Source organism: Stutzerimonas kirkiae (assembly GCF_004327335.1).
GTDB classification, from domain to species: Bacteria; Pseudomonadota; Gammaproteobacteria; order Pseudomonadales; family Pseudomonadaceae; genus Stutzerimonas; species Stutzerimonas kirkiae.
In genome coordinates this window covers 300,205-327,150 of record NZ_QJUO01000001.1, presented here as the reverse complement: position 1 = coordinate 327,150, position 26,946 = coordinate 300,205, and the positions used below count along the sequence as shown (strand labels likewise).

Below are 26,946 nucleotides of genomic sequence, written 5' to 3'. Positions count from 1 at the left end.
TTCCTGTACGGCCGGTACAGGGACGGGCTTCGTTTGTGGCTGCTCTTATCTGAACACAGTGGCTTCAATACCAGCGCTTTTCCCCGTCCGGCCGCTGCTTGAAGCGTTTCATGCTCCACATGTACTGGTCCGGGTAGTCGCGCACGTAGCGCGCCACCACCTCGCTCATGGCCGCCGCGCTGATGTCCGCGTCCTCGCTGTACATGGCCTCGGGCGCGGCCTCGAGAATCACGCGAAAGCCGCTGCCATCCTCCAGCCGCAGTGCATGCAGGAATACGCCCGCGGCCTTGCCGCCCTTGAGCATGCCGGGGACGAACCTGCTGGTCAGCGCCCGGGTGCCGAGGAAGGGCACGAACACACCGCTGGAGCGGCTGGGCTCGGGGTCGGCGGGGATGCCCACCGCGCCGCCCCGGCGCACTTCCTTGATGACGCCGAGAATGCCTTCCTTGGTCGAGGGGGCCACGCGGTTGCCCAGTTGCACGCGCTGCTTCTGCAGCAGGTCGTCGAGGGCCTGCAGCTTGGGCGGGCGATAGAAGATGATCGGCTTGCATTGCGAGCAGTAGAAGTGATTGAGCACTTCCCAGTTGCCCAGGTGGCTGGTGATGCCGACCACGCCCTTGCCGGACGCCAGGGCCTGCTCCAGCACTTCCAGCCCCCGTACCTCCTTGACCAGGGCCAGCGATCTTTGCGCCGGCCAGATCCAGGCGCAGGCACTCTCCGCCAGGGACTTGCCGATACCGCGCAGGCTCCTGCCGAGCAGCCTCTCCAGTTCGGCTTCGCTCAGTTCAGGGAAGCAGTGGCGCAGATTGATACGCGCCACCTCGCGGGAGCGATTCGGCAGTTTCCACATCAGCCAGCCGATCAGCGCGCCACTCTTCTGCACCAGTGGCCACGGTAGCGAGGCCAGCAGGCGCAGGAAGCCGACGGCGAGTACACCTTTGAGCTTTTCCACAGGAGTGCTTCCGGACCCGAAAGGGGCGCATTGTAACCAGCAGGCCGGCCGGGGCGTTAATCCCCTGCTGCTGTAGGGTGTGCCGTGCGCACCAGCAAGCGACGCGCCATCACCCCTGGTGCGCACGGCGCATCCTACGGGAGTGGATAGCGGTCGCAGTCGATGGTGTGGTCCATCACCATGCCGCTGGCCTGCATGAAGGCATAGCAGATGGTCGGGCCGACGAAGGTGAAACCGGCCTTTTTCAGCGCCTTGCTCATGGCCTCGGCTTCCGCGGTGACGGTGGGTATTTCGCCGCGCCCGCGCCAGTGATTGACGATGGGGGCGCCGCCGACGAACGACCACAGCAGGGCCACCGGGTCGTCCTGGGCCAGCCAGGCGCGGGCATTCTGCCGGGCAGCCTTGAGCTTGAGGCGATTGCGGATGATGCCGGGGTCCTGCAGCAGCGCCTCGATCTCGTCGTCGCTCATGCGTGCCAGGCGTTCCGGCTCGAAGCCCCAGAGCACCTGCCGGTAGCGTTCGCGCTTCTTCAGCACGGTGATCCACGCAAGCCCGGCCTGGAAGCCCTCCAGCAGCAACAGCTCGAACAGCGCCCGGGGCTCGCGCAAGGGCACGCCCCACTCATGATCGTGGTAGGCGATATACAAGGGGTCGTCGGTACACCAGAAGCAACGGGGCATGGGAAATCCTACAGCCTTAATACAAACGGGGTGATCGCGCTAGGCACTCGAAGAGCCGAAAACAGCGCTGGAAGGCTTGGGGCTGGACGACAAGCCTGTGCGGAAGCGGAGTCTCTACCTCCAGCTTTCCAGCCTCCAGCGCTTTTAATCGAAGCCTTTGTAGCGCAATAGCAGCGTAGCGCGAGCGCCCTGCCTATACAAAGGCTGCATCTTGCGTTGCAAGCCAGGGGCCGACATTATCTGCGCCCCTTTTCTGGCGATCGCCAATCCATACAGATGAGACAGCGTCATGCCTGATACGCGTGTGTTGGAGGGGGCGGTGGAGAAACCCGCCTTCCTGTCGAAAGAGCGGATCACCGCCAAACCCGGATTCAACCGCTGGCTGGTCCCACCGGCGGCCCTCGCCATCCACCTGTGCATCGGCATGGCCTACGGCTTCTCGGTATTCTGGATACCGCTGTCCAAGGCCATCGGCATCGACAAGGCGGTCGCCTGCGCGCCCGGGATCGGCTTCTTCGAGCAACTGTTCTCCAGCCAGTGCGACTGGCCGATCTCCATGCTCGGCTGGATCTACACGCTGTTCTTCGTCTTCCTCGGCTGCTCGGCGGCGGCCTGGGGCGGCTGGGTGGAGCGGGTCGGGCCACGCAAGGCCGGCCTGGTGTCCACGCTGTGCTGGTGCGGCGGCCTGCTGATCTCGGCGCTGGGTATCCATCTGCACCAATTGTGGCTGCTCTGGCTCGGTTCCGGGGTGATCGGCGGCATCGGCCTGGGGCTGGGCTATATCTCGCCGGTTTCCACGCTGATCAAGTGGTTCCCGGACAAGCGTGGCATGGCCACCGGCATGGCGATCATGGGCTTCGGCGGCGGGGCGATGGTCGGTGCGCCACTGGCGGCGCTGCTGATGGAGCATTTCTCGACGTCGCAGGGTGTCGGCGTCTGGCAGAGCTTCGTGGTGATGGCGCTGATCTACCTGCTGTTCATGATCGGCGGCGCCCTTGGCTACCGCGTGCCGCCGGTAGGCTGGAAGCCCGAAGGCTGGGTGGTGCCCCGGGCGAAGGTGGACAACGCGATGATCACCCGGGGCCACGTGCATGTGAACACGGCCTGGAAAACACCGCAGTTCTGGCTGATCTGGGGCGTACTCTGCCTGAATGTGTCGGCGGGTATCGGCATCATCGGCATGGCTTCGCCGCTGTTGCAGGAGGTGTTCGCCGGGCGCCTGATCGGCCTCGAGCTGTCCTTCGACCAGCTCGACAAGGCGCAACTGGCCGAGATCGCGGTGATCGCTGCCGGCTTCACCGGGCTGCTCAGCCTGTTCAATATCGGCGGGCGTTTCTTCTGGGCCTCCTGCTCGGACATCATCGGCCGCAAGGCCACCTATTTCGTCTTCTTCGGCCTGGGCTTCGCCCTTTACGCCGCCGTGCCGCTGCTCGGCCAGTGGGGCAACCTGGCGTTGTTCGTGCTGGCGTTCTGCATCATCCTGTCGATGTACGGCGGCGGCTTCGCCACGGTGCCGGCCTACCTGGCCGACCTGTTCGGCACGCAGATGGTCGGCGCCATCCATGGTCGCCTGCTGACCGCCTGGGCGGTGGCCGGTGTGCTCGGGCCGGTGCTGGTCAACTACCTGCGCGAATATCAGTTGGGCATCGGCGTGGAGCAGGCCGCGGCCTACGACATCACCCTGTATATCCTGGCCGGGCTGCTGGTGCTGGGGTTCATCTGCAATGCCCTGGTGCGCCCGGTGGCGGCCAGGCATTTCATGAGTGAGGCGGAACTGGCCGAACTGCGGGCGCATGGCGCAAAAGCGGTGCCGGCCTGCGCCGAGCTGGAGTGGTCCGCCGATCCATCCAGCAGGCCGCTGGTGATCGTCTGCTGGCTGCTGGTGGGTATCCCAATGCTCTGGGGCATGTGGATCACCCTGCAGAAGACGGTGGTGCTGTTCCAGTGATTCCGACTCTTTAAGAATCTATTCACCATGGCACCGTAGGGTTCGCCGTGTGCACCGGGGTGATGACGTGTCGCTTGCCGGTGCGCGCAGCGCACCCTACGTGGTGATCGTCACCATCCGTACAGAACCACAAGCTTCGAGCTTATGGCTTGAAGCTTGTAGCTGTGTCTGCCGCTTTCAGCGTGCGTTGCGTACGCCTTCGGCCAGCGCGGCGCACAGGCCGAGTACGCCGTCGATGGCCTGCCGGTCGTTTTCCGCCTTGGCGATATGGTCGATCAGCGCCGAACCCACCACCACGCCATCGGCCAGGCGGGCGATGGTCGCCGCGTGTTCCGGGGTGCGGATGCCGAAGCCGATGCTGACCGGCAGCTCGGTATGGCGACGCAGGCGCGCCACGGCCTGTTCCACATGTTCCAGGGTGGCGCTGCCGGAGCCGGTGACGCCGGCCACCGAGACGTAGTAGACGAAGCCCGAGCTGTTCGCCAACACCTTGGGCAGGCGTACATCGTCGGTGGTCGGCGTGGTCAGGCGGATAAAGTCGATACCTGCGGCCTGGGCCGGTTCGCACAGGTCGGCGTTGTGCTCCGGCGGCAGGTCGACGACGATCAGGCCATCGACGCCGGCGGCTTTCGCATCGGCGACGAAGCGCGCTACGCCATAGCGGTGGATCGGGTTGAAGTAGCCCATCAGCACGATCGGCGTGGCCTGCTCGTGCTGGCGGAACTCGCGCACCATCTGCAGGGTTTTCAGCATGTTCTGCCCGTTGGACAGGGCGCGGATATTGGCCAGCTGGATCGCCGGGCCATCGGCCATCGGGTCGGTGAACGGCATGCCCAGCTCAATCACGTCGGCGCCGGCGGCCGGCAGGCCCTTGAGGATGCTCAGGGAGGTGTCGTAGTGCGGGTCGCCGGCGGTGATGAAGGTCACCAGGGCGGCGCGGTTCTGTTGCTTCAGTTCGTCGAAGCGGCTCTGCAAACGGCTCATGCCTGCTTCTCCTCCAGGGTCAGGTGGTGCATCACGGTCTGCATGTCCTTGTCGCCACGGCCGGACAGGTTGACCACCATGATGTGCTCCTTCGGCAGTGTCGGCGCGCGCTTGAACACTTCGGCCAGCGCATGGGCCGACTCCAGCGCCGGGATGATGCCTTCCAGGCGGCAGCACTGGTGGAAGGCGGCAAGGGCTTCGTCGTCGGTGATCGAGGTGTACTCGACCCGGCCGATATCGTGCAGCCAGGCGTGTTCCGGGCCGATGCCGGGGTAGTCGAGGCCGGCGGAGATGGAGTGGGCGTCGATGATCTGGCCGTCGTCGTCCTGCAGAAGGAAGGTGCGGTTGCCGTGCAGCACGCCGGGCAGGCCGCCGTTCAGGCTGGCCGCATGCTTGCCGGTATCGATACCGTGGCCGGCGGCTTCGACGCCGACGATCTTCACGCTCGGTTCGTCGAGGAACGGGTGGAACAGGCCCATGGCATTGGAGCCGCCGCCGATGCAGGCGACCAGGGAGTCCGGCAGGCGGCCTTCCTTCTCCTGCAACTGCTCGCGGGTTTCCTTGCCGATCACCGCCTGGAAGTCGCGCACCATGGCCGGGTAGGGGTGCGGGCCGGCGACGGTGCCGATCAGGTAGAAGGTGCTGTCGACGTTGGTCACCCAGTCGCGCAGGGCTTCGTTCATCGCGTCCTTCAGGGTGCCGGTGCCAGAGGTGACCGGGATCACCTCGGCGCCCAGCAGCTTCATGCGGAAGACGTTGGCCTGCTGGCGGTCGATGTCGGTGCTGCCCATGTAGATCACGCATTGCAGGCCGAAGCGCGCGGCCACGGTGGCGGTGGCCACGCCGTGCATGCCGGCTCCGGTCTCGGCGATGATGCGCTGCTTGCCCATGCGCCGCGCCAGCAGGATCTGGCCGATGCAGTTGTTGATCTTGTGCGCGCCGGTGTGGTTCAGCTCCTCGCGCTTGAGGTAGATTTTCGCGCCGCCGCAGTGCTCGCTCAGGCGCTCGGCGAAATACAGCGGGCTGGGGCGGCCGACATAGTCGCGCTGGAAATACGCCAGTTCTTCGAGGAAGGCCGTGTCATCCTTGGCTTTCTCGTATTCGCGGCCCAGTTCGAGGATCAGCGGCATCAGCGTCTCGGCGACGTACTGGCCGCCGAATGCGCCGAACAGGCCGGTGGCGTCGGGGCCGTTGCGCAGTGTGGTCATGGTGGGTTCCTTGCAATCCGGTGGCGCCGGTGACAGCGCGGTGCCGTCATTCTACCGCTGGCGCTCATGGGGAAAAGCGATTAGATTGCCATGACCTGTCAGGAAATCTCACATATTCCATGAGTCGCGACCTGCCTTCCCTGAATGCCCTGCGCGCCTTCGAGGCCGCTGCCCGCCTGCTCAGCATCGGCAAGGCCGGTGAAGAGCTGCATGTGACCCATGGGGCGATCAGTCGGCAGGTGCGGTTGCTCGAAGAGGAACTGGGCGTGGCCCTGCTGGTGCGCGATGGGCGTGGCGTAAAACTCACGGATGCCGGGCAGCGCCTGCGCGATGTGGCCGGCGAAAGCTTCCAGCGCCTGCAGACGTTGTGTGGCGAACTGCGGCGACAGCCGCTGGATGCGCCCTTCGTCCTCGATTGCCCGGGCAGCCTGCTGGCGCGCTGGCTGATCCCGCGGCTCAGCCGTATCGACCGCGACCTGCCGGAACTGCGCCTGCAACTCTCCAGCAGCCAGGGCGAACTGCAGCCGCTGACCTCTGGCGCCCATGCCACCCTGCTGTTCTGCGAGCCGCCCTGGCCGGCGGATGTGCGTGTATACGAACTGGCCAGCGAATCCATCGGCCCAGTGCTGAGCCCCCGCTACGGCCATTACCCGCAATTGTGCGGGGCCGCTCCAGACGCGCTGCTCGGCGAGGCGCTGCTGCACACCGGCTCGCGCCCCCAGGCCTGGCCGCAATGGGCGCTGCGCAATGGCCTGGCGCCAGAGGAACTGCGCTTCGGCCAGGGCTTCGAGCACCTGTACTACCTGCTGGAAGCGGCGGTGGCCGGCCTCGGGGTCGCCATCGCGCCTCGGCAACTGGTCGCCGACGACCTGGCCTCCGGGCGCCTGGAGGCGCCCTGGGGGTTCGTCGAGACCCAGGCCCGGCTCGCTCTCTGGGTGCCGGCCAGGCAGGCCGATCCGCGTGCCGAACGGCTGGCGGCCTGGCTGTACCGGGAACTTGGCGAGCGGTGAAAAAATCTGTGACCCATGGGCGTGTCGCGCTGTCCATCTAAACGTGAATCAGACCTGATCGGGAACAGCATAATGAGCAAGAAAAACAGCCAGCCGGAAACTGCCGAAGTCGCCCTCCAGCATATCGTCACGGGTGTGCGGCGCTTCCGCGAAGACGTATTCCCGGCGCAGCGCGAGCTGTTCAAGAAGCTCGCCCATGAGCAGACCCCGCGCGCCATGTTCATCACCTGTGCCGACTCGCGCATCATCCCCGAACTGATCACCCAGAGTTCGCCGGGCGACCTGTTCGTCACCCGCAACGTCGGCAACGTGGTGCCACCCTATGGGCAGATGAACGGGGGCGTCTCGACCGCCATCGAGTTCGCCGTGATGGCCCTGGGCGTGCACCACATCATCGTCTGCGGCCACTCGGACTGCGGTGCGATGAAAGCCGTGCTCAACCCGGCGGAGCTGGAGAGCATGCCCACGGTCAAGGCCTGGCTGCGTCACTCCGAGGTGGCCAAGACCGTGGTGGCGGAAAACTGCGGCTGCGCCGACCACAACACCCTTGGCATCCTCACCGAGGAAAACGTCCTGGCCCAGCTCGACCACCTGCGTACCCACCCCTCGGTGGCGGCGCGACTGGCCAGCGGGCAGTTGTTCATCCACGGCTGGGTCTACGATATCGAAAGCTGCGAAATCAGGGCCTACGACGCCGCCAAAGGCGAGTTCCGCCCGATCGGCGATGGCCCGTTGCCGATGGCGACGCCGAAGGCGCGCTATTCTTCGGAATAACCCGAAACATTTAGCAGTGGCGCTATGGCCCGACGCTGGGCAACATGGCGTGCGTAAACCCACCAGATAAAGCGGAACCCCCTAATGCAACGAGTGCTCAGCCTTTTCATGGCCCTTTCCCTGTGTGTCGGCCTGACCTTCAGTATCGACGCCGAAGCCCGACGCATGGGCAGCGGCAAGAGCTTCGGCGCGGCCCCCAGCCACCAGACTCGCCAGGCGCAACCGCAACGCAACGACACCGCCGCCGCGCCGGCCACCGCTGGCCGCCAGACTGCCGCCAGCGGCGCTTCGCGCTGGCTCGGCCCGCTGGCCGGCATCGCCGCCGGCGGTCTGCTCGCCTCGATGTTCATGGGGGACGGCTTCGAGGGTATCCAGTTCCTCGACATCCTGATCTTCGGCCTGATCGCCTTCCTGCTGTTCCGCTTCCTCGCCGCCCGCCGCCAGCAGCAACCCGCCGCTGCCGGGCATGCGCCGTTGCAGCGTGAAGCCGCACCGCAAGCGTCGATCTTCGGTGGCAGCGCGCCCGTCGCCAGTGTGGCGCCGGTGATCAACGCGCCGGCCTGGTTCAACGAGCAGAGCTTCGTATCGGCGGCCCGCGAGCATTTCCTGTCCCTGCAACAGCATTGGGACGCCAACGAAATGGACAAGATCGCCGAGTTCGTCACCCCGCAGATGTTCGAATTCCTCAAGCGTGAGCGCGCCGAACTGGGCGACGGCTACCAGTCCACCTATATCGATGGCCTGGAAATCCAACTCGACGGCGTCGACGACAATCCGGAGAAGACGGTCGCCACCCTGACCTTCTCCGGTGTCTCGAAGAACTCGCGTTTCGACCAGGGCGAAGCCTTCAGCGAAAGCTGGCGCATGGAGCGCCAGCAGGGCGAGAACCAACCCTGGCTGGTCGCCGGTATCCGCCAGAACGGCTGATACGCTTTCATTGCGCTACAGGAAACCCGGGCTTGCCCCGGGTTTCCTTGTTTCAGGGTGCCCATTTTAGCTGGGCATACCTCTCCCCGTACCTGGTATCGCCTCAACGATCCGTTGTCGTGGCGGCTGACGGCACCCTACACAAGGCATTCGCGCGCAGGCCGATGGGTATTTGATTTCGATCAAGGCTCGCGGGGGTATTGCCAGGAAATAAGAATCAATGGCGGGTTGGTGATGGCAAAAGGATATTCGTCCTTTATCATTTCCCCGCCGCTATTCATCCGTGGCAGTCAATCACAGACATTCAAGGAAGATCCGATGATCCCCTCTGGTTTTTGCAAGACACTGCTCGCCCTCGCTGTCACCGCAGCGGCATTGCCCGCCCTGGCGCAGACCGTGCAACTGAACGACAGCGGCTTGCTGTCGGAGAACCAGGCGTATACCGACAGCCTGGAAATCACCGGTGCTTTCAGTGGCAGTGCTGCCGACGCGGTGCGCCTGACCAATGTATCCATCGCACAGGGGCTGACCCTGGATGCCGGCATCGAGAATGCCGGGGGCAATGGGGTGGTTTTCGATGAGGTCTTTGGCGAGGGCCTTGTTCTCAGCAATGTGGGTGGGGATCTGCTGAACAAGGGCAGTATCTCGGTCCTGAGCGATGCCAGCAGCGCCTTGCGGATCGAGCAGGTCGGCATCCAGGGCAGCCTGCTCAACCAGGGGAGCCTGGCGGTCCAGGGCAACGGATCGAGCGGGACTCTGTCCATCCATAACAGCACCATAACCGGCGATCTGCACAATCAGGGCAGTATCACTACCGAGGGGTTGAACACCACGGCTCTGGATATCCGCCACGATACCTACCTGGTCGGCAGCCTGATCAACTCCGGCCTTATCCAGGCCCAAGGTTTGGGGGACCCGGTTACCGATATGATCTCTGCCATCCATATACGCGATAGCGCTATCGATGGGGATATCCATAACGAGGCAGGGGCGACTATCCGGGCGGTAGGCTTGAATAGCAGCGGTATAGGTTTGCAGGGGGTCGAGCTGGCCGGCAGCCTGATCAACGACGGGACCATCGAGGTCGTTGGCGATGGCGTGGCTATCGATCTTTATCGAGGGTTTCAATACGACAGCCAGTTCGAGTGGCTTGGCCCCACTACACTCAAGCAACTGGTCAACAATGGCAGCATCATCGGTCGTGACGAAGAGTCCATCGCTATTCTGGTCGATGGCGCAACCTTTACCGGGGAGGGGCCGGGTATCCTCAACAATGGCCTGATCCAGTCGGTCGACGATGCGATCACTTTCGACGCGAACGGGTTGGGGGAGGATAATGCCTTCCTGCTGGTCGAAAACAACGGCGATATCATTTCCCAGGCCAATGCCATCGATGCCAGCTACCTGGAAAATGGCGAGAGCATCTATCTCGACTGGAACAGCGGTCGCATCGAGGGCAACCTGGTCGATCTGACCAGCATCAATATCATGGGCGAGGTGGCCTTCTCCGGTACCGATATCACTGAAACCGGCGCCAATATCCGCATGAAGGACGGCGGCTGGATCGACATCGGCGCTACCTCGGACAATATCGTCGGGCATCTTGAGCTGGTGCAGGCCCATACCCTTATCGACGGCAGTCTGAACCTGGCCGGCCCTTCGTCCCTGGGCATGACCCTGAGCAGCGCCACCGATGCCGAAAAGGCCGTGCTGGAGGTATCCGGTATTGCGGAGTTCAAGAATGGCTCGCGTATCCGCCTGGCGGCCCAGGGCGAGGACTTCAGCCCTGACGGTAGCCAGTACATCCTGGTCAAGGCCGGTACCCTGGATGACCAGGGGCTGAGTGTGGTCAGCAGCTCGGCCCTGCTGCGGGTCGATACCTATGGCAGCGAAAACGACCAGGTGACGGCCACCGTATCGCTGCGCAGCGGTACGGAGATCGACGATATCGTCGTCGGCAATGGTGGTTCGCGCAATGCCGGTCGTGCATTGAAGTCCTTCAGCGGCATCTTGGGCCAACTGGAACAGCGCGATCCGCCGTTGTTCCAGGCCTTCGCCAATGCCGACCAGGCCCAGGCCGCCAGGCTGGCCGGCGAGCTGACGCCGGATATCCATGGTGCCGCGCGCGAGGCGGCGCAGAGGGGCCATCAACTGATCGGCAATGCCGCCAGCAACCGTACCGGCAGCCTGCGCAGCGGGCTTTCCTCCGGCGACGGGCTGAGCCGGACCGGCGCCTGGGGGCAAGCGCTCTACAGCGAGAGCGACCAGGGGCTGCGTGATGGCATCACGGGCTATAACGCCTACAGCCGGGGCGTGGCCATCGGCGCCGACGGCAAGCTCGAGGAGCGACTGACCCTGGGCCTGGCCTACAGCTTCATCGACACGAGCGTCAATGGCAGCGATGGCGGCAATCGCACCGAGATCGAAAGCCATGCGTTCTCGCTCTATGGCGGCTTCGAGCAGGGGCCATGGTTCGCCGATGCCAGTCTCACCTATGGCCTGAACGATAACCAGGGCCGGCGCCGGGTCGCCAGTACCCTGGCCAAGGCCGACTACGACAGTCGCCTGCTCGGCCTGAACCTGGTCGGTGGCTATGGCTTCCAGTTGCATGACGGCCTGCTGCTCGAACCGCGCCTGGCGGCCCGCTACAGCCTGGTGGATATCGATGGCTACCGCGAGCAGGGCTCGTCTGCCGCGCTGCGTGTCGATGACCAGCGCTATGAGGTGGCCGAGCTTGGCGCCGGGCTTCGTCTGGCAGGCCGCTATCCGCTGGCGCATGGCACCCTGGAGCCGCAGGTACGGCTGATGGCCTACCACGACTTCGCCGCGGACAGCAGCCGCAGTACGTCGACCTTCCTGGTTGGCGGTACGCCTTTCGTCACCAGCGGCACCAGCCCGGTGCGCAACAGCTATGAGGCCTCCGTGGGGCTGGACTACCTGCTGGGGGCGGTGACGCTGGGCGTCAACTACGAGCATGTCGGCAAGAGCGATTTCAACGCCGATACCTTCGCCGCCAGGGTGCGTTACGACTTCTGAGGGCTGCGTCTTTCAACGCCCTCGCAAGAGCGCTAGCGGGGCGGGGCGACGGCAGGTCACAGGCTTGAAGCATCATTTCCGCAGGGTGCGCCGAAGCCTGTGGCCGCGCGGGTATGGAAGACCTGGCCAGAACATGAACTCGGGCTTGCACCTGGGTTCATGTTCTGGTTGTAACGCGCTTGAAAGTCGGCTTAGGATAATAAGAATTATCATTAGCAAATTTTCCCATGACGCAGCCCGATAGCGAGATATCCGAATTCCAGGCGCTCTATAGCGAACACCATGGCTGGCTACAGGTCTGGTTGCGCCGTCGCCTGGGCAACAGCAGCGAAGCTGCCGACATCGCCCAGGACACCTTCGTCAATGTCCTGGCCAGCGACAAGGCCAGGGATATCCGCGAACCACGTCCCTTCCTGGCCACGGTTGCGCGCAACCTGATTTCCCATCGCCTGCGGCGCAAGCGTCTGGAAGAAGCCTACCTGGAAACCCTGGCGAACCTGCCCGAGGCCCAGGCGCCTTCGCCGGAAGTACGCTGGCTGGCCCTCGAGGCCCTGCAGGAAATCGACCAGGCGCTCGATGGCCTGCCCGCCCGCGTGCGGCAAGCCTTCCTGCTGGCGCACCTGGAGGGGCTCAACTATGCACAGATCGCCAGGCGCATCGGTGTTTCCAGCAGTTCGGTCAAGCAGTACCTGACCCGTGCCAACCGCCACTGCCTGTTCAGCCTGAAATGAGCGAGCGCAACCTGCTGGCCGGCGGCCTGCCCATCGACGCGAAAATCGCCGACGCGGCGGCCGACTGGTTGACCTTGCTGATGTCCGGCGAGGTCAGTGCGGCGCAACTGGCCGAGTTCCAGTACTGGCGCCAGGCCCATCCCGACCATGAGCGCGCCTGGCGGCATATCGAGAATGTGACCGGGCGGCTGCGCCACCTGCCGGGCGAAACGGTCTATCGCACCCTCGCCAGTGTTCCTCCCGGTTGCCAGCGGCGGGCCGTGGTCAGGGGCTTGTTCTGGGTCGGCGCGCTTGGCGCCAGCGGCCTGCTGGTCGGGCGCAGCGGCGCCTGGCAGCAGTTCAGTGCCGATTACGCCACGGCCACGGCCGAGCGGCGAACGGTACAGTTGCCTGATGGCACGCGCCTGCTGCTGAATGCGCGCAGTGCCCTCGACCTGGCGTTCGACGAGCGCCAGCGCGGGGTGCGCCTGCTGGAAGGGGAGGTGCTGGTCAGCACCGGCCATGGCGATACGCGGCCTTTCGTGGTCGCCGCCGGCCCCGGGCGTATCCAGGCGCAGGCTGGCCGCTTCAGCGTACGGCGTGTCAGCGGGCAGTGCCGGGTCGCGGTGTTCGAGGGGGCGGTGGATCTCGATGCTGCCAGCCAGCGCCGGCGCCTGGAAGCGGGCCAGGCCAGTGATTTCGACCATAAGCATATCGCCGCGCCCGTTGCTGCCGCCGAACAGGACATCGCCTGGAGCCGGGGGCAACTGATCGCAGACAACCAGCGCCTGGGCGATTTCATCGATGAACTGGCGCGCTACCATCATGGCCTGTTGCGCTGCGACCCGGCGGTCGCCGGGCTGCGCTTGTCCGGCGTGTTTCCCCTGGATGACAGCGAGCGCATCCTGCAGACCCTGCCCAGGGTCCTGCCAGTGCATATCGAGCGGCGTACGCGCTACTGGGTGACGGTGCTGGCGACAGAGCGCTCCTGAGACCCAGGCCTCTCAACACCTTTGAATAAATGCTCTGGCGCCTTCGGTGCCCATGCTGTCGAAGCCAGTGTTCGTTCAAATCCCGAGTGAATTCGGATGGGTTGAGCGCCGCGATACCCACTTGCGCCCTATGTGCCTGAAAAGCCGACAAAAGCGCTGGAAGGCTGGACAGCTTGATGCGGGCAGAACACGAACGGCTTGTCGTCCAGCCTCAAGCCTCGGCCTTGTCTTGTGAGGCCGTGAACAGCTTCTGCGCGGCGCAGGCCTGCTCTCGAGAATGTGGAAATAATTCACATTTGCTCCTGCCCGATTTTTCGTTTCGCGGTACCTATCCCATGAGTGCGATTTTTCAGCCCGTTGGGAGGGGACTGCGACATGACCGTAGACGTTGGCTTCAGGCCATATCAATACCAAGCAAAATACCGCATACGCCCGCTGGGCCGGGCCATCGGCCTGGCACTGGTCGGCCTTGGCCTGGGCGCTGCCAGCGTCACGCTGTCGGCACAGGAGTATCGGACGCAGCAGGTTGCCCGGCAGGATTTCGATATCCCCGCAGGCGATCTCGCCCCGGCATTGCGCGCGTTGGCCAGCCAGGCCGGCGTACTCTTGACCTTCACCGAGGCGCAGGTGGCTGGCAAGCACACCGCCGGGGTGAGCGGCAGCCATAGTCCATGGCAGGCGCTGGCGCTGCTGCTGGCGGGCAGCGGGCTGGCGCCCGAGCGCCTGGCCAATGGCGCCTATATCCTGCGCCCCGCCACGAACGACGACAGCCTGGAGTTGCGGGCGGTCGAGATCGGCGCCAGTCGCCAGGCCCGCGCCGCAGATTTGCCGGAAAGCTATGCCGGCGGGCAGGTGGCGCGCGGTGGCAGGCTGGGCATGCTGGGCAACCTGGACATCATGGAGGCTCCCTTCAGCCAAACCAGCTACACCTCGGAACTCATCGAGAATCAGCAGGCCAAGACGATCGGGGATGTTATCCAGAACGATCCTTCCGTCCGCCTCTCCTCTCCAACCAGTGGCTACTACCAGTTCCTGCAAATCCGCGGCTACCAGCTTCAAGGCAATGATATTTCGATCAACGGGCTCTATGACCTGGCGCCGACCCTTGCCGAAACCCCGGTCGAATTCGCCGAGCGCGTGGAAGTGCTCAGGGGGCCGAATGCGCTCTTGAGCGGCATGTCGCCCGGTGGTGCCGTCGGTGGTGCGGTGAACATCCAGACCAAACGTGCCGGCGACGCCCCATTGAGCCGCCTGACCCTGAGCCTGGATTCGGACTCATTGTGGAAAGGCCACGTGGACGTGGGGCGGCGTTTTGGCGAAAGTCGCTGGGGCGTGCGCTTCAATGGCAGCCAGACCGGCGGTGAAACCTATATCGACGGGCAGAAAAGGCAGGGCAATAACTTTGCCCTCGCGCTGGACTATCGGGGCGAGCGGACACGCATGGCCCTGGATGTGATGCGACTGGACCAGAAGATCAGGAACGGCGCACCGTTCTTCGTCAACATGAGCGGACTCAGCAAAGTGCTGTCGCCCCCGGATGGCAGCACGAACATCATGCCTGGAGCCGACGCGCATCATGTCGCGGAAACCGCCATCTTCAGCGGGGAATTCGATCTCACGGGCAACCTGACGGCCTATGCGAAGCTGGGCTACAAGGATTATGACTACGACGGAATCCTTGGCCATACGGTCTTCGGCATGACGCCCGATGGCAGTGGCTCGCTGATGGGCATGGAGTGGCGGCAGGAAGAGACGGCCAAGGTGGCGGAGACAGGGTTGAATGCAAACTTCGCCACCGGCCCGATATGGCACACCCTGGTCGTGAGTTCCTCCTACACCGATAGGGAAGTCCGTAGTGCGTTCAACCGCGACACAAGCTGGACCACCAATATCTACAACCCGCAACAGTCCTTGGTCTATCCCGCCGCGCCAGGAAAACCGCTGGGCGGCAGCGACAATACGCTACGCAGCCTTGCCCTGGCCGATACCCTTCGGCTTGTGGATGACCGTTTGCTGGTGACGCTGGGTGTACGCAGACAAAATGTAAAAGTCGAGAGCCTGGGTTCGACCGGCGTACGCACCGCTCCCCCCTATGACGAGCATGCATGGACACCAATGACGGGCATCGTATTCAGGCTGCATGGTGGTCTGTCGATCTATGCAAACTACATACAGGGGCTGTCGCAGGGGGCGACGGTGGGCGCCAGCTACCTGAATGCAGGCGAGGTTTTCCCACCCTACAAGACCAAGCAACTGGAGGTGGGCGTCAAGCTTGAAACGGGCGGCTTCACCAATACCTTGGGCGCATTCCAGATCAAGCGCCCGAGCACGCTGGTCGACTACAGCACACAGCCGAGCCCTTCGCTGCGGCTGAATGGAGAGCAGCGCAACCGAGGCATCGAATGGTCGGTCTTCGGCGAAGTGACTCCCGGCGTGCGTGTCCTGGGCGGGGCTACCTATATCCAGGGACGGCTGACCCGGACCCAGAACGGACTGCAGGATGGCAACGATGCTCCAGGCGTAACGCCTTTCGCGGTCAATCTCGGCGGGGAGTGGGACTTGCCAGCCATTGCCGGCCTGACCCTCAGTGCACGCCTTATCCATAGCAGCGCGCAATATCTGGATGCAGACAACAAGCTGAAAGTCCCCGACTGGCGCCGCGTGGACATCGGCGCACGCTACGCCACCCGTCTGGGCGGCAGGCCGGTCGTGTTGCGCGCAGGTGTCGACAACCTGCTCGACAAGACCTACTGGGTGGGCGGAGCCAGCATTGCAACGGTCGGCGCACCGCGTACCTTCGGCTTATCGGCCACGGTGGATTTCTGAGCGAAGCCATCCCATATGCGCGGCAGGCTGTCCAGAAACCGACACATTGCCTGTCGCGGCATCAATCGAGAAAACGGGGTTCATCGTGAAGCAGGACGTCCACAAGTCGATGACTGCCTTATGTTGCGTAGCCGCCCTGCTCCCGGCGTGCGCCCAGACCACACAGCAAGGTGAAGGTCCCCGGAAAATGGAAGACATGATCCATGTACCGGCGGGATGGTTCTGGATGGGCTTGTCGGCAGACGCATCCCGTCAATTCGTCGCGGCCTGTACCAGGGAGCGCGAAGAGGGCGAGGATTGCCCGGGTTGGTTCCAGGCGACTGAACCACGGCATCGGGTCTGGCTGGGCGCCTTCCGGTTGGATCGGCATGAGGTCTCCAATGCCGATTTCCGCCAATTCGTGCAGGCGACCGGCCATGTGACGGATGCCGAGCGGGAGAACAGAGGCGCGGTGCGGCGCGAGCAGGATGGCACTTGGGGCTGGTTCATGGTGGACGGGGCAACCTGGCGTTCACCACAGGGCGCCGGCAGCGACATCGAAGCCGACGATCACCCTGTGCTGCAGGTCAGTTGGCATGATGCCCTGGCCTATTGCCGGTGGGTTGGCAAGCAACTCCCCACGGAAGCGCAATGGGAGAAAGCCGCGCGCGGCACCGACGAGCGACTCTATGCATGGGGCAATGACTGGAATGCCGCACGGCATTCCAACAGTGCCAAAAGCGTAGCCCGCACCAGGCCCGTGGGCCATTACCCCAGTGGCGCCAGCCCCTATGGAGCGCTGGACATGACCGGCAATGTATGGGAATGGGTGGCCGACTGGTTCGCCCCCGATTACTACGCCGTCAGCGAGACCCGTAACCCGCATGGCCCTGCGCAGGGAAGCTCGCGTGTATTGCGGGGCGGCTCCTGGCATCACAGCAGCGTAATTTCACTGGCAGCCTATCGCATCCATCAGCCGCCCGGCGCACGCAACAACCTGGCAGGCTTTCGCTGCGCCGCATCCGGCGCCTGAGCGTCACACCGCCCGCCACTGCCGGCGGGCTGTTGCTCCTTTGCCTGGCACAGGCCGCGGTGGCCATGCACGGCCACGATTGTGAAGCGCGTCACGGCGGCAAATCCCTGGATCTGCCAGCATCCACTCCTGTGCAAACCGTACGGGAGCAGGAGCGGGAACATGGTCCAGGATCACGACGCCGGCTACAAGCTGCTGTTCTCCAATCCGGACTTCGTACGCGATCTGCTGCTGGGCTTCGTGCCCCAGGCCTGGGTGGGCAATGTGGATTTCTCCACGCTGGAGCTGCTCAACGGCCACTATGTCAGCGAGGACATGCAGGGGCGTTACGAGGATATGGTCTGGCGGCTTCGCCTCGATGACGAGGTGGGTGGCGACTGGGTCTACCTGTACCTGCTGCTGGAGTTCCAGTCCACCCCCGACCGTTTTATGGCGTTGCGGCTGCTGAGCTATATCGGCCTGTTCTGGCAGCAACTGGAAAAGCAGGGCCAGCTCACCTCGGATGGGCGCCTGCCGCCGGTCCTGCCGCTGGTGCTCTACAGTGGTCGCCAGCGCTGGAAGCACGCCACCCGCTTGCGCGACCTGTGCTACCCGGCGCCAGAGGGTTTGCAGGCCTGCCAGCCGGACTTCCGCTACCTGCTGCTCGACGAAAACCACTACCCGCAGAACGAGTTGCATGGCCGGCGCAACCTAGTGGCGGCGCTGATGCGGCTGGAACAGGCGGAGACGCCACAGGCCATGGGCGAAGTGATCCGGGACCTGCACGGGTGGCTGAGGCTGGACGACCAGACCCCCTTGCGCCGCAATATCGTCAGGTGGATCATCGGCCTGATCCGGCGCCGGGTACCGCGCCATGAGATCCCACCGCTGAACGACTTGCTGGAGGTGAGCACCATGTTGGCAGAACGTCCGGAAACCTGGGCCGATAAGTGGGTGCAGGAAGGCTTGCAGAAGGGGCTCGAGCAAGGCTTGGAGCAAGGCCGGAAAAACCAGGCGGCCTTGTTGCGACGCCTGTTGGCTGGCCGTTTTGGCCCACTGCCGGCGTGGGCCGTGCAGCGGGTCGAGGGTGCCGGGGTGGAGCAGATCGGTGCCTGGACCGAAGCGCTTTTCCATGCACGGGAACTGGAGGCGTTGCTGGGGCGCGCCGACGAATAGGCGGCTGTCGGTCATGCGGGATCAGGCATTTGCCGGGGCCGGGTTCATATATAGGCCTGATCTATCGCTGTAATAGGCTGACAACTGCGATTTGTGGTCTACCTTTTCCATTGTTCGTGAAAAGGAGATACCCGTATGTTGGCCAGTCTACTTCCGGCGTTGCGCGAACTCGATCTGCCGTTGCGCCTGCAACTGTGGGATGGGCAGGTGTTCGACCTCACCCCCGCACCCCACGTCACCTTGATCCTCAAGGATCCTTCGTTGCTCGGCGAACTGTCCCGCCCCAGCCTGGACAATCTCGGGGCCGCCTATGTCGAGGGGCGGCTCGATCTTTCCGGCCCGCTGGACGAGGTGATTCGTATCGGCGACCGGATCAGCCAGGCGCTGGGCGAGGACAGGCCGGTCGAGCACCAGCCCTGGGCCCATGACCGGCACACCGATGCCGAGGCGATTTCCTACCATTACGACCTGTCCAACGACTTCTACCGGCTCTGGCTCGACCCGGACATGGTCTATTCCTGCGCCTATTTCGAAACCGGGACGGAAGACCTGCAGCAGGCCCAGCAGGCCAAGTTGCGCCACCTGTGCCGCAAGCTGCGTCTCAAGCCCGGCGAGCGCTTGCTGGATGTCGGCTGTGGCTGGGGCGGGCTGGCGCGTTTCGCGGCGCGGGAGTTCGGTGTCGAGGTATTCGGCATCACCCTCAGCCAGGCGCAACTGGAGCTGGGCCGCCAGCGGGTGATCGACGAGGGCCTGCAGGACCGGGTCCGGCTGGAGCTGCTGGATTATCGCGATCTGCCGCAGGATGAAAGCTTCGACAAGGTGGTCAGTGTCGGCATGTTCGAGCACGTTGGCCATGCCAACCTGCCGCTCTATTGCCAGCGGTTGTTCGGCGCAGTACGTCCAGGCGGGTTGGTGCTCAACCATGGCATCACCGCCAGGCATCTGGATGGCCGTCCGGTTGGCCATGGGGCTGGCGAATTCATCGGGCGCTTCGTCTTTCCCCACGGCGAGCTGCCGCATCTGGTGAATATCTGCGCGGATATCAGCGAGTCGGGCCTGGAAGTGGTGGATGTGGAAAGCCTGCGCCCGCATTACGCACGTACCCTCGAACTCTGGAGCCAGCGCCTCGATGAGCGCCTGGATGAAGCGCGTGGGCTGATTCCCGAGCGGGCGCTGCGTATCTGGCGGGTGTACCTGGCGGGTTGCGCCTATGGTTTCAGCCGCGGCTGGGTCAACCTGCACCAGATCCTTGCCGGCAAGCCCCGGGCCGATGATTCGCTGGAACTGCCCTGGAGCCGTGCGGATATCTACCGCGACTGAGGCAGTCTCAGCGTTCTGCGAGCAACAGCAGGTTGCGTGGCGTCAGGCTGGCGGCGCAGAAGGTGCCCAGGCGTACCCGGTAGCCGTGTTCCTCCAGCAGCAGGGCGCGGTCGAGTGCCAGCCAGAGTTCCAGCGGGCGGCGGAACAGGTTGCGCAGCCGTTCGAGATTGCGTACCTGGGCCAGGCGCTCCCAGCCGGCCCGTTCCAGAGCCTGCCAGTCCTGTAGGGCTGGCCCGGGGAGCATCTTCAACCGTGCCAGGTCGCGGATATAGTGCTCGAAGCCCTTGCGCAGCCAGGCGCTGGGCAGCGAGGGCGTTGGCAGGTAGCTGTCGGTCTGGCGCGCCTGGCGCTGGTACAGGTCGAAGCCCAGCCGCCAGGCCATCGACTGGTCGCGCTGGCGGCGTTCACGGGCGCCGGCGGTGACCGTTTCGCTCAGCGGCAGGCCGAGGTCGTCCTTGTCCAGATGCAGCGCCGAGCCCAGGGCGGCCTGTGACAGTGGCTGGTACTGGTCGCTGGCGATGCGGTTGTAGCAACAGGGCGCCAGGGCCAGTTGCCGGCAGCCCTGTTCGATGGCCACGCGCAACAGCCGGCAGTGCAGGTCGCCGCAGGCATGCAGGGCGACCGGGGTGTACGAGGCCGGCAGGCCATCGTGCAACTCGGCCATGACATCCTGCTGGCGATGTTGCGCGCGGATCCCGGCCCGCTGGCTGAGGCGGCGACCTTCCTCGACCAGCGCCGCATTCCACTCCAGGCAAGTCAGGGGCGTGCCATCCAGTGCCAATAAGCGCCCCAGGTGGCCCTTGCCGGCGCACCAGTCCAGCCAGTGCCCGGGTTTTTCGGTGAACTGCAGTGCGCTGGAAAAAGCCTGTATCTGCTGCCACTTGCGCCCGGGGATATGCGCACTGGTGCGGGCAGCGACCGGCGCGACCGGCCGGCTGGGCAGGGGTTGGAGCCGGGCAAGGCGTTCGGCCTGGCGCGCCAGTTCGGCGAAGGGTGCGGGCACGTCTTCCACGATTATGGTGTGTTCGGCATCCTCCAGGCTACGCTGGCGCAACCAGTGCGCCAGTTCCGGGCAGTCCTTTTCCCAGGGCAGGTGCAGGGCCGTGAAGGGCCTGGGGCGCCACAGGCCCTGATGCTCCAGCAGGAAGGCATCCAGGGCCAGGAAGCGTTGCAGGCTTTCGCTCACGCCTTAGCGGCCATAGACCTGTTCCGGTAGCCAGGTGATCAGGCTGGGCCAGAAGTAGGCGATCACCAGCATGGAAATCTGGATGGCGATAAAGGGAATCACACCCTTGTACATGGTGGCGGTCGACACCGAACGCGGCGTCACGCCACGCAGGTAGAACAGCGAAAATCCCAGTGGTGGGGTGAGGAAGGAAGTCTGCAGGTTCAACGCGATCATCACCCCGAGCCAGATCGGGTCCAGGCCCATGGCCAGCAGCACCGGGCCGACGATGGGTACCACGACGAAGATGATCTCGATGAAGTCGAGAATGAAGCCGAGCAGGAAGATCACCAGCATCACCAGGAAGAAGGCGCCCAGTACGCCGCCCGGCAGTTGCTGGAAGACTTCCTCGATCAGGTGTTCGCCACCGAAGCCGCGGAATACCAGGGAGAACAGCGAGGCGCCGATCAGGATCAGGAACACCATGCAGGTGATCGAGGTGGTGCCGTTGGCCACGTCGCGCAGTTTCGGCAGGGTCAGTTGGCCGCGCGCCAGCGCCAGCAGGGTGGCGCCCACCGCACCGATGGCCGCGGCTTCGGTGGGGGTGGCGTAGCCGGCGAGGATCGAGCCGAGTACCGCGACGATCAGCGCCAGTGGCGGCACCAGGGCGCCGAGCAGCTTGCCCCACTGCACCTCGCCGAGCTCTTCCTTGGGCACCACCGGCAGCTTCTTCGGTTGCAGGATCGCCACCACCACCAGGTAGGTGACGTACAGCAGGATCAGTAGCAGGCCGGGGAGCAGCGCGCCCATGAACAGGTCGCCGACCGAAACCGTCTTCGGCGAGAACACACCCAGGCGCAACTGGGCCTGCTGGTAGGCGCTGGACATCACGTCCCCCAGCAGTACCAGCACGATCGACGGCGGGATGATCTGGCCAAGGGTGCCGGTGGCGGCCAGGGTGCCGGTGGAAATGGCCGGATCGTAGCCACGCCGCAGCATGGTCGGCAGCGCCAGCAGGCCCATGGTCACCACGGTGGCACCGACGATACCGGTGCTGGCCGCCAGCAGGGCGCCGACCAGGCATACGGAAATCGCCAGGCCGCCGCGTATGCCGCCGAACAGGCGCGCCATGGAGTCCAGCAGGTCTTCCGCGACCCGCGATTTCTCCAGCATCACGCCCATGAACACGAACAGCGGCACCGCCAGCATGGTCTGGTTGTTCATGATGCCGAACAGGCGGTTGGGCAGCGCATGCAGGTAGGTGCCATCGAACGTGCCGGTGAGGATGCCGACCCCGGCGAACAGCAGCGACATGCCGCCCAGGGTGAAAGCCACCGGGTAGCCACCCATCAGTGCCAGGCAGATGCTGGCGAACAACAGTATCGACATGAACTCAGCCATGCTGCACCTCTGCGAACGGCAGGCGGCCGCTTAGCTGGTAGACGATCTTGATCAGGTCCGAGATGGCCTGCAGGGCCAGCCCGAACACCAGGATCAGGATGATGCTCTTCTGCAGGTAGACGAACTTCAGCCCTCCCGACTCGTTCGAGCCTTCCCGGGTGGCCCATGAGTTGGCGACGTAGTCCCAACTGTTCCAGGCCAGGAACAGGCACACCGGCAGCAGGAAGAACAGATGCCCGAGCAGTTCGACGACGGCTTGCCGGCGTGGCGAGAACTTCTGGTAGAAGATGTCCACGCGCACATGGCCGCCGCGCTGCAGGGTCCAGGCCGCGGCGCCCATGAAGATCAGCGCATGGGCGTACATCACGCTTTCCTGCAGGGCGATGGCGCCGATGCTGAAGCCGTAGCGCAGCAGGACGACGGTCGCGGTGCCGAGTACGAGGAAAACCGTGAACCAGGAACAGAATTGCCCGAAGCGGGCGTTGACGCGATCTATGCCGCTGGCGATGCGCAGCAAGGGCGGGGTTTTGGTGGACATGCAGCAGTCCTTTGTTATTGGCTCGGGAGGGATCGGCAAGCGGTCGATTCTAGGCAGACCTCCATCCGTACAGCAATTGGCTTACGACTTTAGTTGCGTGAACTAGGCTTGAGAGGCCCGAGTCTCTAATGTAGACGAGCCGGTAATAGTGGGCCGGCCTTCGTCGAACGGCCAGGCGCAACGCTCGAGGGGCGTGCTGGCGTGGGCCTGCGATTATCGAATAGAAGCTGCGTGTCTGCCTTGCGCAGCGCTTGCCGAATAAACAAGAACAAGGACAACCGCACATGAAACGTCGTGACATTATCGCTGCCGCAGGCGTGGGCCTGGCTGCAACCGCACTGGTCGGCTGCAAGGAAAAGGATCAGTCCGTCGCCGGGGGGCCGGCCGCGGAGCAGCAGAAGTTCAACTGGAAGATGGTTACCTCCTGGCCGAAGAACTTTCCCGGCGTCGGCGTCGGCGCCGAGAATTTCGCCAGGCTGGTCACCGAGATGAGTGGCGGGCGGCTGACGGTCAAGGTCTATGCCGCCGGTGAGCTGGTGCCGGCGCTGGAAGTGTTCGACGCGGTTTCGCGCGGCACGGCCGAGCTGGGCCACGGCGCGCCCTACTACTGGAAGGGCAAGGTGCCGGCGGCGCAGTTCTTCTGCGCGCTGCCATTCGGCCCCAATGCCGCGGAGATGAACGCCTGGCTGCACCATGGTGGCGGGATACAACTGTGGGAAGAAGCCTACAAGCCTTTCGGCATCCTGCCGCTGGCCTGTGGCAATACCGGGGTGCAGACCGCTGGCTGGTTCAACAAGGAAATCAAGTCGGTCAACGATTTCCGTGGCCTGAAGATGCGCACCCCGGGCCTGGGTGGGGAAGTGCTGACCAAGATGGGCGGTACCGTGGTCAATATGCCGGCGGGCGAGATATTCACCGCGCTGCAGACCGGTGCCATCGACGCCACCGAGTGGATCGGTCCGTACAACGACCTGGCGCTGGGCCTGCACAAGGCCGCCAAGTATTACTACACCCCGGGCTGGCAGGAGCCGAGCGTGCAGTTCGAACTGGACATCAACCTCAAGGCCTGGGAAACCCTGCCCGCCGACCTGCAGGCCATCGTACGGGCGGCCGCGCGGGCCGTGAACGGCGATATGCTCGACGACTACAACGCCAGGAACATGGAAGCCATGGAGCAGCTCAAGTCCGAAGGCGTGGACGTTCGTCGCCTGCCCGACGATGTGCTGGCACGGTTGAAGGAAGTGGCGGGTGAAGTGGTGGAGTCCTCGGCCAACGCCGACCCGGTGGCGAAGAAGGTCTGGGAGCAGCAGAAGGCCTACCTGAAGCGCCTGTACGACTACGCGGAAAGCAACGAGAAGGACATCTACACCATCCGCGGCTGATCGCACTCCGCTGTGCAGCCATCCCCCCACAGGGGGTGGCTGTGTCCGTTCAATCCAGCAGGGTGGTGTCCAGGCTGATCTCGGCGTCCAGCAGCCGTGAAACCGGGCATCCTTCCTTGGCCTTGCAGGCGATCTGCCGGAAACGTTGCTCATCGATGCCGGGGATGAGGGCTTCCAGGGTCAGGTCGACCGCGGTGATGGTGAAGCCGCCATCGTCCTTTTGCAGGGTCACCACGGCGCGGGTTTCGAGCTGTTCGGCGGTAAAGCCTTCCTCTCCGAGCATGGCCGACAGCGCCATGGAGAAGCAGCCGGCATGAGCGGCGCCGATCAATTCCTCGGGGTTGGTGCCCGGCTTGTCTTCGAAGCGGGTATTGAACCCATAGGGGTTGTCCTGCAGGGCGCCGCTTTCGGTGCTGATGGTGCCTTTGCCTTCTTTCAGGCTACCGCTCCAGACTGCTGATGCGCTTTTCTTCATGGGACTGCCTCCTCGTTCGAGTGGGTTATTGCGATTGGCTCAACAGAGCCCTGGCCAGTTCCAGGTCAGTGGCCCGCAAATGCGGGTGTTCACTGCGGAGCTGGCGTAGCCGTGCTTCAAGGTAAGGGCCACGAATGCTTCCTTCGCTGGCGACAAAGGTGCCGGCGTCCTCGCGGGTCGCGACGACCTGCTTGTCGTCCTTGAAGGTGAGGTAAGTGGAACCCGTGGTGGCGCCCGACGACAGGATGTCGCGTAGCAGCCCGTCGGCCTGTGCCATGGTCAGCGGGGCACCGGCCAGAAGCAGCAGGGTCAGGATTCTTTTGCGCATGTTCGGTTCTCCAGGCGTACCCAGGTATTGAGAGTGGGCAAGGGGGAGGGAGTTCAGCCTTGCGCGCCGGACGGTAGGTTCTCGAGGACGCGGATATTTTCCAGCGCCTGGCGCAACCTGGGCGGGATTGTCGCGGGCTGGTTGCTCGTGCGCTCCACGAAGACATGCACGAAGCGGCCAAGGGCACAGGGAGACGCCTCCGTGCTGCGGAAAACCGCCAGCTCGTACTCCACCGAACTGCTGGCGAGCTTGCTGACGCGCAAGGCCACGTCGACGACATCCGGAAAGGACAGTGAAGAAAAATAGTCGCAGGACGAGCTGACCATGAACGCCACGACATCGCCGTCATGGATGTCCAGCCCGCCATGTTCGATCAGGTAGGTGTTCACCGCGCTGTCGAAGAAGCCATAGTAGGCGGCGTTGCCGACGTGGCCGTGGATGTCGTTGTCCTGCCAGCGGGTGGTGATGGGCTGGCGGTAGTGATAGTCACTGCGCCGGATGTCGCCGGGTGCGGACATAAGGGCTCCAGATACGATGCAGGGGGTTGTTCGTGCTGCATTATTCCCCAATCCCTCGCCAGCGCGCATGCGGCGTGACGGTCGTTGATACGATAATGCTTATCAGCTATCTTCGCGCACTTCGACAGGCAGAGGGCGGAGCAATGGGCAGTGACCCGCTGGGCCAGCTATATCGTGAGCACAATGGCTGGCTTAATCGCTGGCTCTATCTCCGGCTGGGTTGCCGCAGCCAGGCGGCCGATGTCGCCCAGGACGCCTTCCTGCGAATTCTCCGCCAGCAGCGCCGCGAGGGCAGCCTGCCCCCCTTGCAGGAGCCGCGAGCCTACCTCGCCACCATCGGGCGGCGGCTGGTGTATGACTACTTCCGCCGCCAGTCCCTCGAACAGGCCTACCTGGACAGCCTGGCATTGCTGCCAGAGGCTCATGCGATCTCCGCAGAGGAGCAACTGGCCATGCGCGAGGCGCTGTTCGAGCTGGATGCCTTGCTCGACAGCCTCAAGCCCGTGGTGCGTGAAGTCTTCCTGCTGTCGCAGCTCGAGGGCCTGACCTATGCGCAGATCGCCGGGCGGAAAGGGATCAGCGAACGCACGGTCAAGCGCTACATGGCCAGCGCGTTCGAGGCCTGCATCCTGTTCGTGGACTGATCATGCAGGGACAGCAGAACCCGATTAGCCGCGATGTCGCGCGCCAGGCGGCGCACTGGATGCTGCTGCTGCACAGCGGCGAGGCCGACTCGCAGGATCATGCCGACTGCCAGAAATGGCGCTCCGCCAGGCCCGAGAACGAACTGGCCTGGCAGCGTGTGGCCCGAGTGCAGGAGCGTCTGGGCGTATTGCCGCCCGCCGTGGGCATGGCCAGTTTCAACCGTGAGCGGCGCCAGGGCCTGAAGAAACTGCTGATTTGCGCAGCCCTGCTGCCAGCCGGCTATCTGGCTTACCAGAGCCTGCCCTGGAACCCGTGGATGGCCGATCACCGCACCGCCGTCGGTGAGCGGCGCCGCATCGAACTGGCCGATGGCAGCCTGCTGTACCTCAATACCGATAGTGCCGTCGACCTGCATTTCGATGACGAGCAACGGCTGATCCAGCTGCATCGCGGGGAAATCCTCGTCACCAGCGGGCGTGACCCTGGTTACCCGAGGCACCGACCGTTGCGCGTGCAGACTGCCGAAGGTCGCGTGCAGGCGCTTGGAACCCGTTTTGGCGTGCGCCAGTTGCCAGGCCAAACACAGTTGGCGATGTTCGAGGGAGCGGTGCGGGTCGAGCCGCTGGAAGGGAAGGGACGAACGCTTTCGGCGAGTGAGCAGTTGCGGTTTCGCCGCGATGGGTTCGGTGCCATGTCGGTGGCCAATGAGCAATCCATCGGCTGGCAACGGGGGCAGTTGATCGTCGAGTCGATGCAACTGGCGGAGTTTCTTGCCGAACTCGACCGCTACCGGCCTGGCCTGCTGCGCCACGACCCGCAGGTGGCCGACCTGCGTATCAGTGGCACCTTCCAGCTCGACAACACCGACGCCATCCTCACCGCCCTGCCAGCGACCTTGCCGGTCACGGTGAGCTATCGCACCCGCTACTGGGTGCATGTAGCCGTGCGGGAATAGCAGAC

General features: G+C 64.3%; 24 protein-coding genes. 14 read left to right on the top strand and 10 right to left on the bottom strand.

Annotation, left to right across the window (positions count from 1 at the left end; all coding sequences use genetic code 11):
* Positions 1 to 64 precede the first annotated feature (64 nt).
* Entirely contained in the window at positions 65 to 952 is an 888-nt protein-coding gene (locus DNJ95_RS01445; RefSeq protein ID WP_131182947.1) for a lysophospholipid acyltransferase, read from the bottom strand.
* Positions 953 to 1,086: 134 nt separating this feature from the next.
* On the bottom strand, positions 1,087 to 1,632 hold the full coding sequence (locus DNJ95_RS01440) for a DNA-3-methyladenine glycosylase I (RefSeq protein ID WP_131182946.1): 546 nt from the start codon (positions 1,630 to 1,632) through the stop codon (positions 1,087 to 1,089).
* 289 nt (positions 1,633 to 1,921) lie between these two features.
* Here DNJ95_RS01440 and DNJ95_RS01435 point away from each other — a divergent pair, with 289 nt between their 5' ends.
* Positions 1,922 to 3,580, top strand: coding sequence for an OFA family MFS transporter (locus DNJ95_RS01435; RefSeq protein ID WP_131182945.1), 1,659 nt, complete (start codon positions 1,922 to 1,924; stop codon positions 3,578 to 3,580).
* A 177-nt stretch (positions 3,581 to 3,757) separates the two neighbouring features.
* Here the strand turns inward: DNJ95_RS01435 and trpA are convergent, their stop codons facing one another.
* Both trpA and trpB read right to left on the bottom strand, forming a co-directional pair.
* Entirely contained in the window at positions 3,758 to 4,564 is an 807-nt protein-coding gene (gene trpA / locus DNJ95_RS01430; RefSeq protein ID WP_131182944.1) for a tryptophan synthase subunit alpha, read from the bottom strand.
* The gene (gene trpB, locus DNJ95_RS01425; RefSeq protein WP_131182943.1) at positions 4,561 to 5,772 is read right to left on the bottom strand and encodes a tryptophan synthase subunit beta; all 1,212 of its coding nucleotides are present in this window, start codon (positions 5,770 to 5,772) and stop codon (positions 4,561 to 4,563) included. Before trpB ends, trpA begins: the two co-directional genes overlap by 4 nt.
* A 119-nt stretch (positions 5,773 to 5,891) precedes the next feature.
* Between trpB and DNJ95_RS01420 the strand changes: the two genes are divergently transcribed.
* The 10 genes from DNJ95_RS01420 to cfaB all read left to right on the top strand — a co-directional run bounded on the left by DNJ95_RS01420 (position 5,892) and on the right by cfaB (position 19,534).
* A complete protein-coding gene (locus tag DNJ95_RS01420) occupies positions 5,892 to 6,782 on the top strand; it encodes a LysR family transcriptional regulator (RefSeq protein WP_131182942.1) in 891 nt (296 codons plus the stop codon).
* Positions 6,783 to 6,854: 72 nt separating this feature from the next.
* The gene (locus tag DNJ95_RS01415) at positions 6,855 to 7,556 is read left to right on the top strand and encodes a carbonic anhydrase (protein ID WP_131182941.1); all 702 of its coding nucleotides are present in this window, start codon (positions 6,855 to 6,857) and stop codon (positions 7,554 to 7,556) included.
* 84 nt (positions 7,557 to 7,640) lie between these two features.
* Positions 7,641 to 8,483: a Tim44 domain-containing protein gene (locus DNJ95_RS01410; protein ID WP_131182940.1), complete on the top strand. Its 843-nt coding sequence runs from the start codon at positions 7,641 to 7,643 to the stop codon at positions 8,481 to 8,483.
* Positions 8,484 to 8,801: 318 nt separating this feature from the next.
* A complete protein-coding gene (locus DNJ95_RS01405; protein ID WP_131182939.1) occupies positions 8,802 to 11,519 on the top strand; it encodes an autotransporter family protein in 2,718 nt (905 codons plus the stop codon).
* Positions 11,520 to 11,746: 227 nt separating this feature from the next.
* Positions 11,747 to 12,250 (top strand): sigma-70 family RNA polymerase sigma factor, encoded by a 504-nt coding sequence (locus tag DNJ95_RS01400; RefSeq protein WP_131182938.1) that lies wholly within the window; start codon positions 11,747 to 11,749, stop codon positions 12,248 to 12,250.
* Positions 12,247 to 13,221 (top strand): FecR domain-containing protein, encoded by a 975-nt coding sequence (locus DNJ95_RS01395; RefSeq protein ID WP_131182937.1) that lies wholly within the window; start codon positions 12,247 to 12,249, stop codon positions 13,219 to 13,221. Before DNJ95_RS01400 ends, DNJ95_RS01395 begins: the two co-directional genes overlap by 4 nt.
* Before the next feature lie 375 nt (positions 13,222 to 13,596).
* Complete coding sequence (locus DNJ95_RS01390; RefSeq protein WP_131182936.1) at positions 13,597 to 16,047, top strand: TonB-dependent receptor; 2,451 nt, start codon at positions 13,597 to 13,599, stop codon at positions 16,045 to 16,047.
* Positions 16,048 to 16,132: 85 nt separating this feature from the next.
* Positions 16,133 to 17,059, top strand: coding sequence for a formylglycine-generating enzyme family protein (locus tag DNJ95_RS01385; RefSeq protein ID WP_131182935.1), 927 nt, complete (start codon positions 16,133 to 16,135; stop codon positions 17,057 to 17,059).
* Positions 17,060 to 17,221: 162 nt separating this feature from the next.
* Positions 17,222 to 18,214 carry an Rpn family recombination-promoting nuclease/putative transposase gene (locus tag DNJ95_RS01380; protein WP_131182934.1) on the top strand — a complete coding sequence of 331 codons (993 nt, stop codon included), beginning with the start codon at positions 17,222 to 17,224 and terminating at the stop codon, positions 18,212 to 18,214.
* Between the two features lie 135 nt (positions 18,215 to 18,349).
* On the top strand, positions 18,350 to 19,534 hold the full coding sequence (cfaB, locus tag DNJ95_RS01375; RefSeq protein WP_131182933.1) for a C17 cyclopropane fatty acid synthase CfaB: 1,185 nt from the start codon (positions 18,350 to 18,352) through the stop codon (positions 19,532 to 19,534).
* Between the two features lie 7 nt (positions 19,535 to 19,541).
* Here cfaB and DNJ95_RS01370 read toward each other — a convergent pair whose 3' ends face one another.
* From DNJ95_RS01370 to DNJ95_RS01360, 3 genes are read right to left on the bottom strand one after another with little or no spacing between them, the layout of a single operon-like run.
* The gene (locus DNJ95_RS01370) at positions 19,542 to 20,720 is read right to left on the bottom strand and encodes a methyltransferase (protein ID WP_131182932.1); all 1,179 of its coding nucleotides are present in this window, start codon (positions 20,718 to 20,720) and stop codon (positions 19,542 to 19,544) included.
* Between the two features lie 3 nt (positions 20,721 to 20,723).
* Positions 20,724 to 22,100, bottom strand: a complete 1,377-nt coding sequence (locus tag DNJ95_RS01365) for a TRAP transporter large permease (RefSeq protein ID WP_131182931.1) — start codon at positions 22,098 to 22,100, stop codon at positions 20,724 to 20,726.
* Positions 22,093 to 22,638: a TRAP transporter small permease subunit gene (locus tag DNJ95_RS01360; RefSeq protein ID WP_131182930.1), complete on the bottom strand. Its 546-nt coding sequence runs from the start codon at positions 22,636 to 22,638 to the stop codon at positions 22,093 to 22,095. Before DNJ95_RS01360 ends, DNJ95_RS01365 begins: the two co-directional genes overlap by 8 nt.
* 284 nt (positions 22,639 to 22,922) lie before the next feature.
* Here DNJ95_RS01360 and DNJ95_RS01355 point away from each other — a divergent pair, with 284 nt between their 5' ends.
* Positions 22,923 to 24,020: a TRAP transporter substrate-binding protein gene (locus tag DNJ95_RS01355; RefSeq protein WP_131182929.1), complete on the top strand. Its 1,098-nt coding sequence runs from the start codon at positions 22,923 to 22,925 to the stop codon at positions 24,018 to 24,020.
* 49 nt (positions 24,021 to 24,069) lie between these two features.
* Here DNJ95_RS01355 and DNJ95_RS01350 read toward each other — a convergent pair whose 3' ends face one another.
* The 3 genes from DNJ95_RS01350 to DNJ95_RS01340 are packed head-to-tail and all read right to left on the bottom strand — an operon-like array spanning position 24,070 to position 25,341.
* On the bottom strand, positions 24,070 to 24,495 hold the full coding sequence (locus DNJ95_RS01350; protein ID WP_131182928.1) for an OsmC family protein: 426 nt from the start codon (positions 24,493 to 24,495) through the stop codon (positions 24,070 to 24,072).
* A gap of 25 nt (positions 24,496 to 24,520) precedes the next feature.
* Entirely contained in the window at positions 24,521 to 24,823 is a 303-nt protein-coding gene (locus DNJ95_RS01345) for a DUF2388 domain-containing protein (RefSeq protein WP_131182927.1), read from the bottom strand.
* A 53-nt stretch (positions 24,824 to 24,876) separates the two neighbouring features.
* Entirely contained in the window at positions 24,877 to 25,341 is a 465-nt protein-coding gene (locus DNJ95_RS01340) for an acyl-CoA thioesterase (RefSeq protein ID WP_131182926.1), read from the bottom strand.
* Positions 25,342 to 25,484: 143 nt separating this feature from the next.
* On the opposite strand from DNJ95_RS01340, the gene DNJ95_RS01335 reads away from it, so the two are divergent.
* Both DNJ95_RS01335 and DNJ95_RS01330 read left to right on the top strand, forming a co-directional pair.
* Complete coding sequence (locus tag DNJ95_RS01335) at positions 25,485 to 25,985, top strand: sigma-70 family RNA polymerase sigma factor (RefSeq protein WP_131182925.1); 501 nt, start codon at positions 25,485 to 25,487, stop codon at positions 25,983 to 25,985.
* A gap of 2 nt (positions 25,986 to 25,987) precedes the next feature.
* Positions 25,988 to 26,941, top strand: a complete 954-nt coding sequence (locus DNJ95_RS01330) for a FecR domain-containing protein (protein ID WP_131182924.1) — start codon at positions 25,988 to 25,990, stop codon at positions 26,939 to 26,941.
* Positions 26,942 to 26,946: the final 5 nt, after the last annotated feature.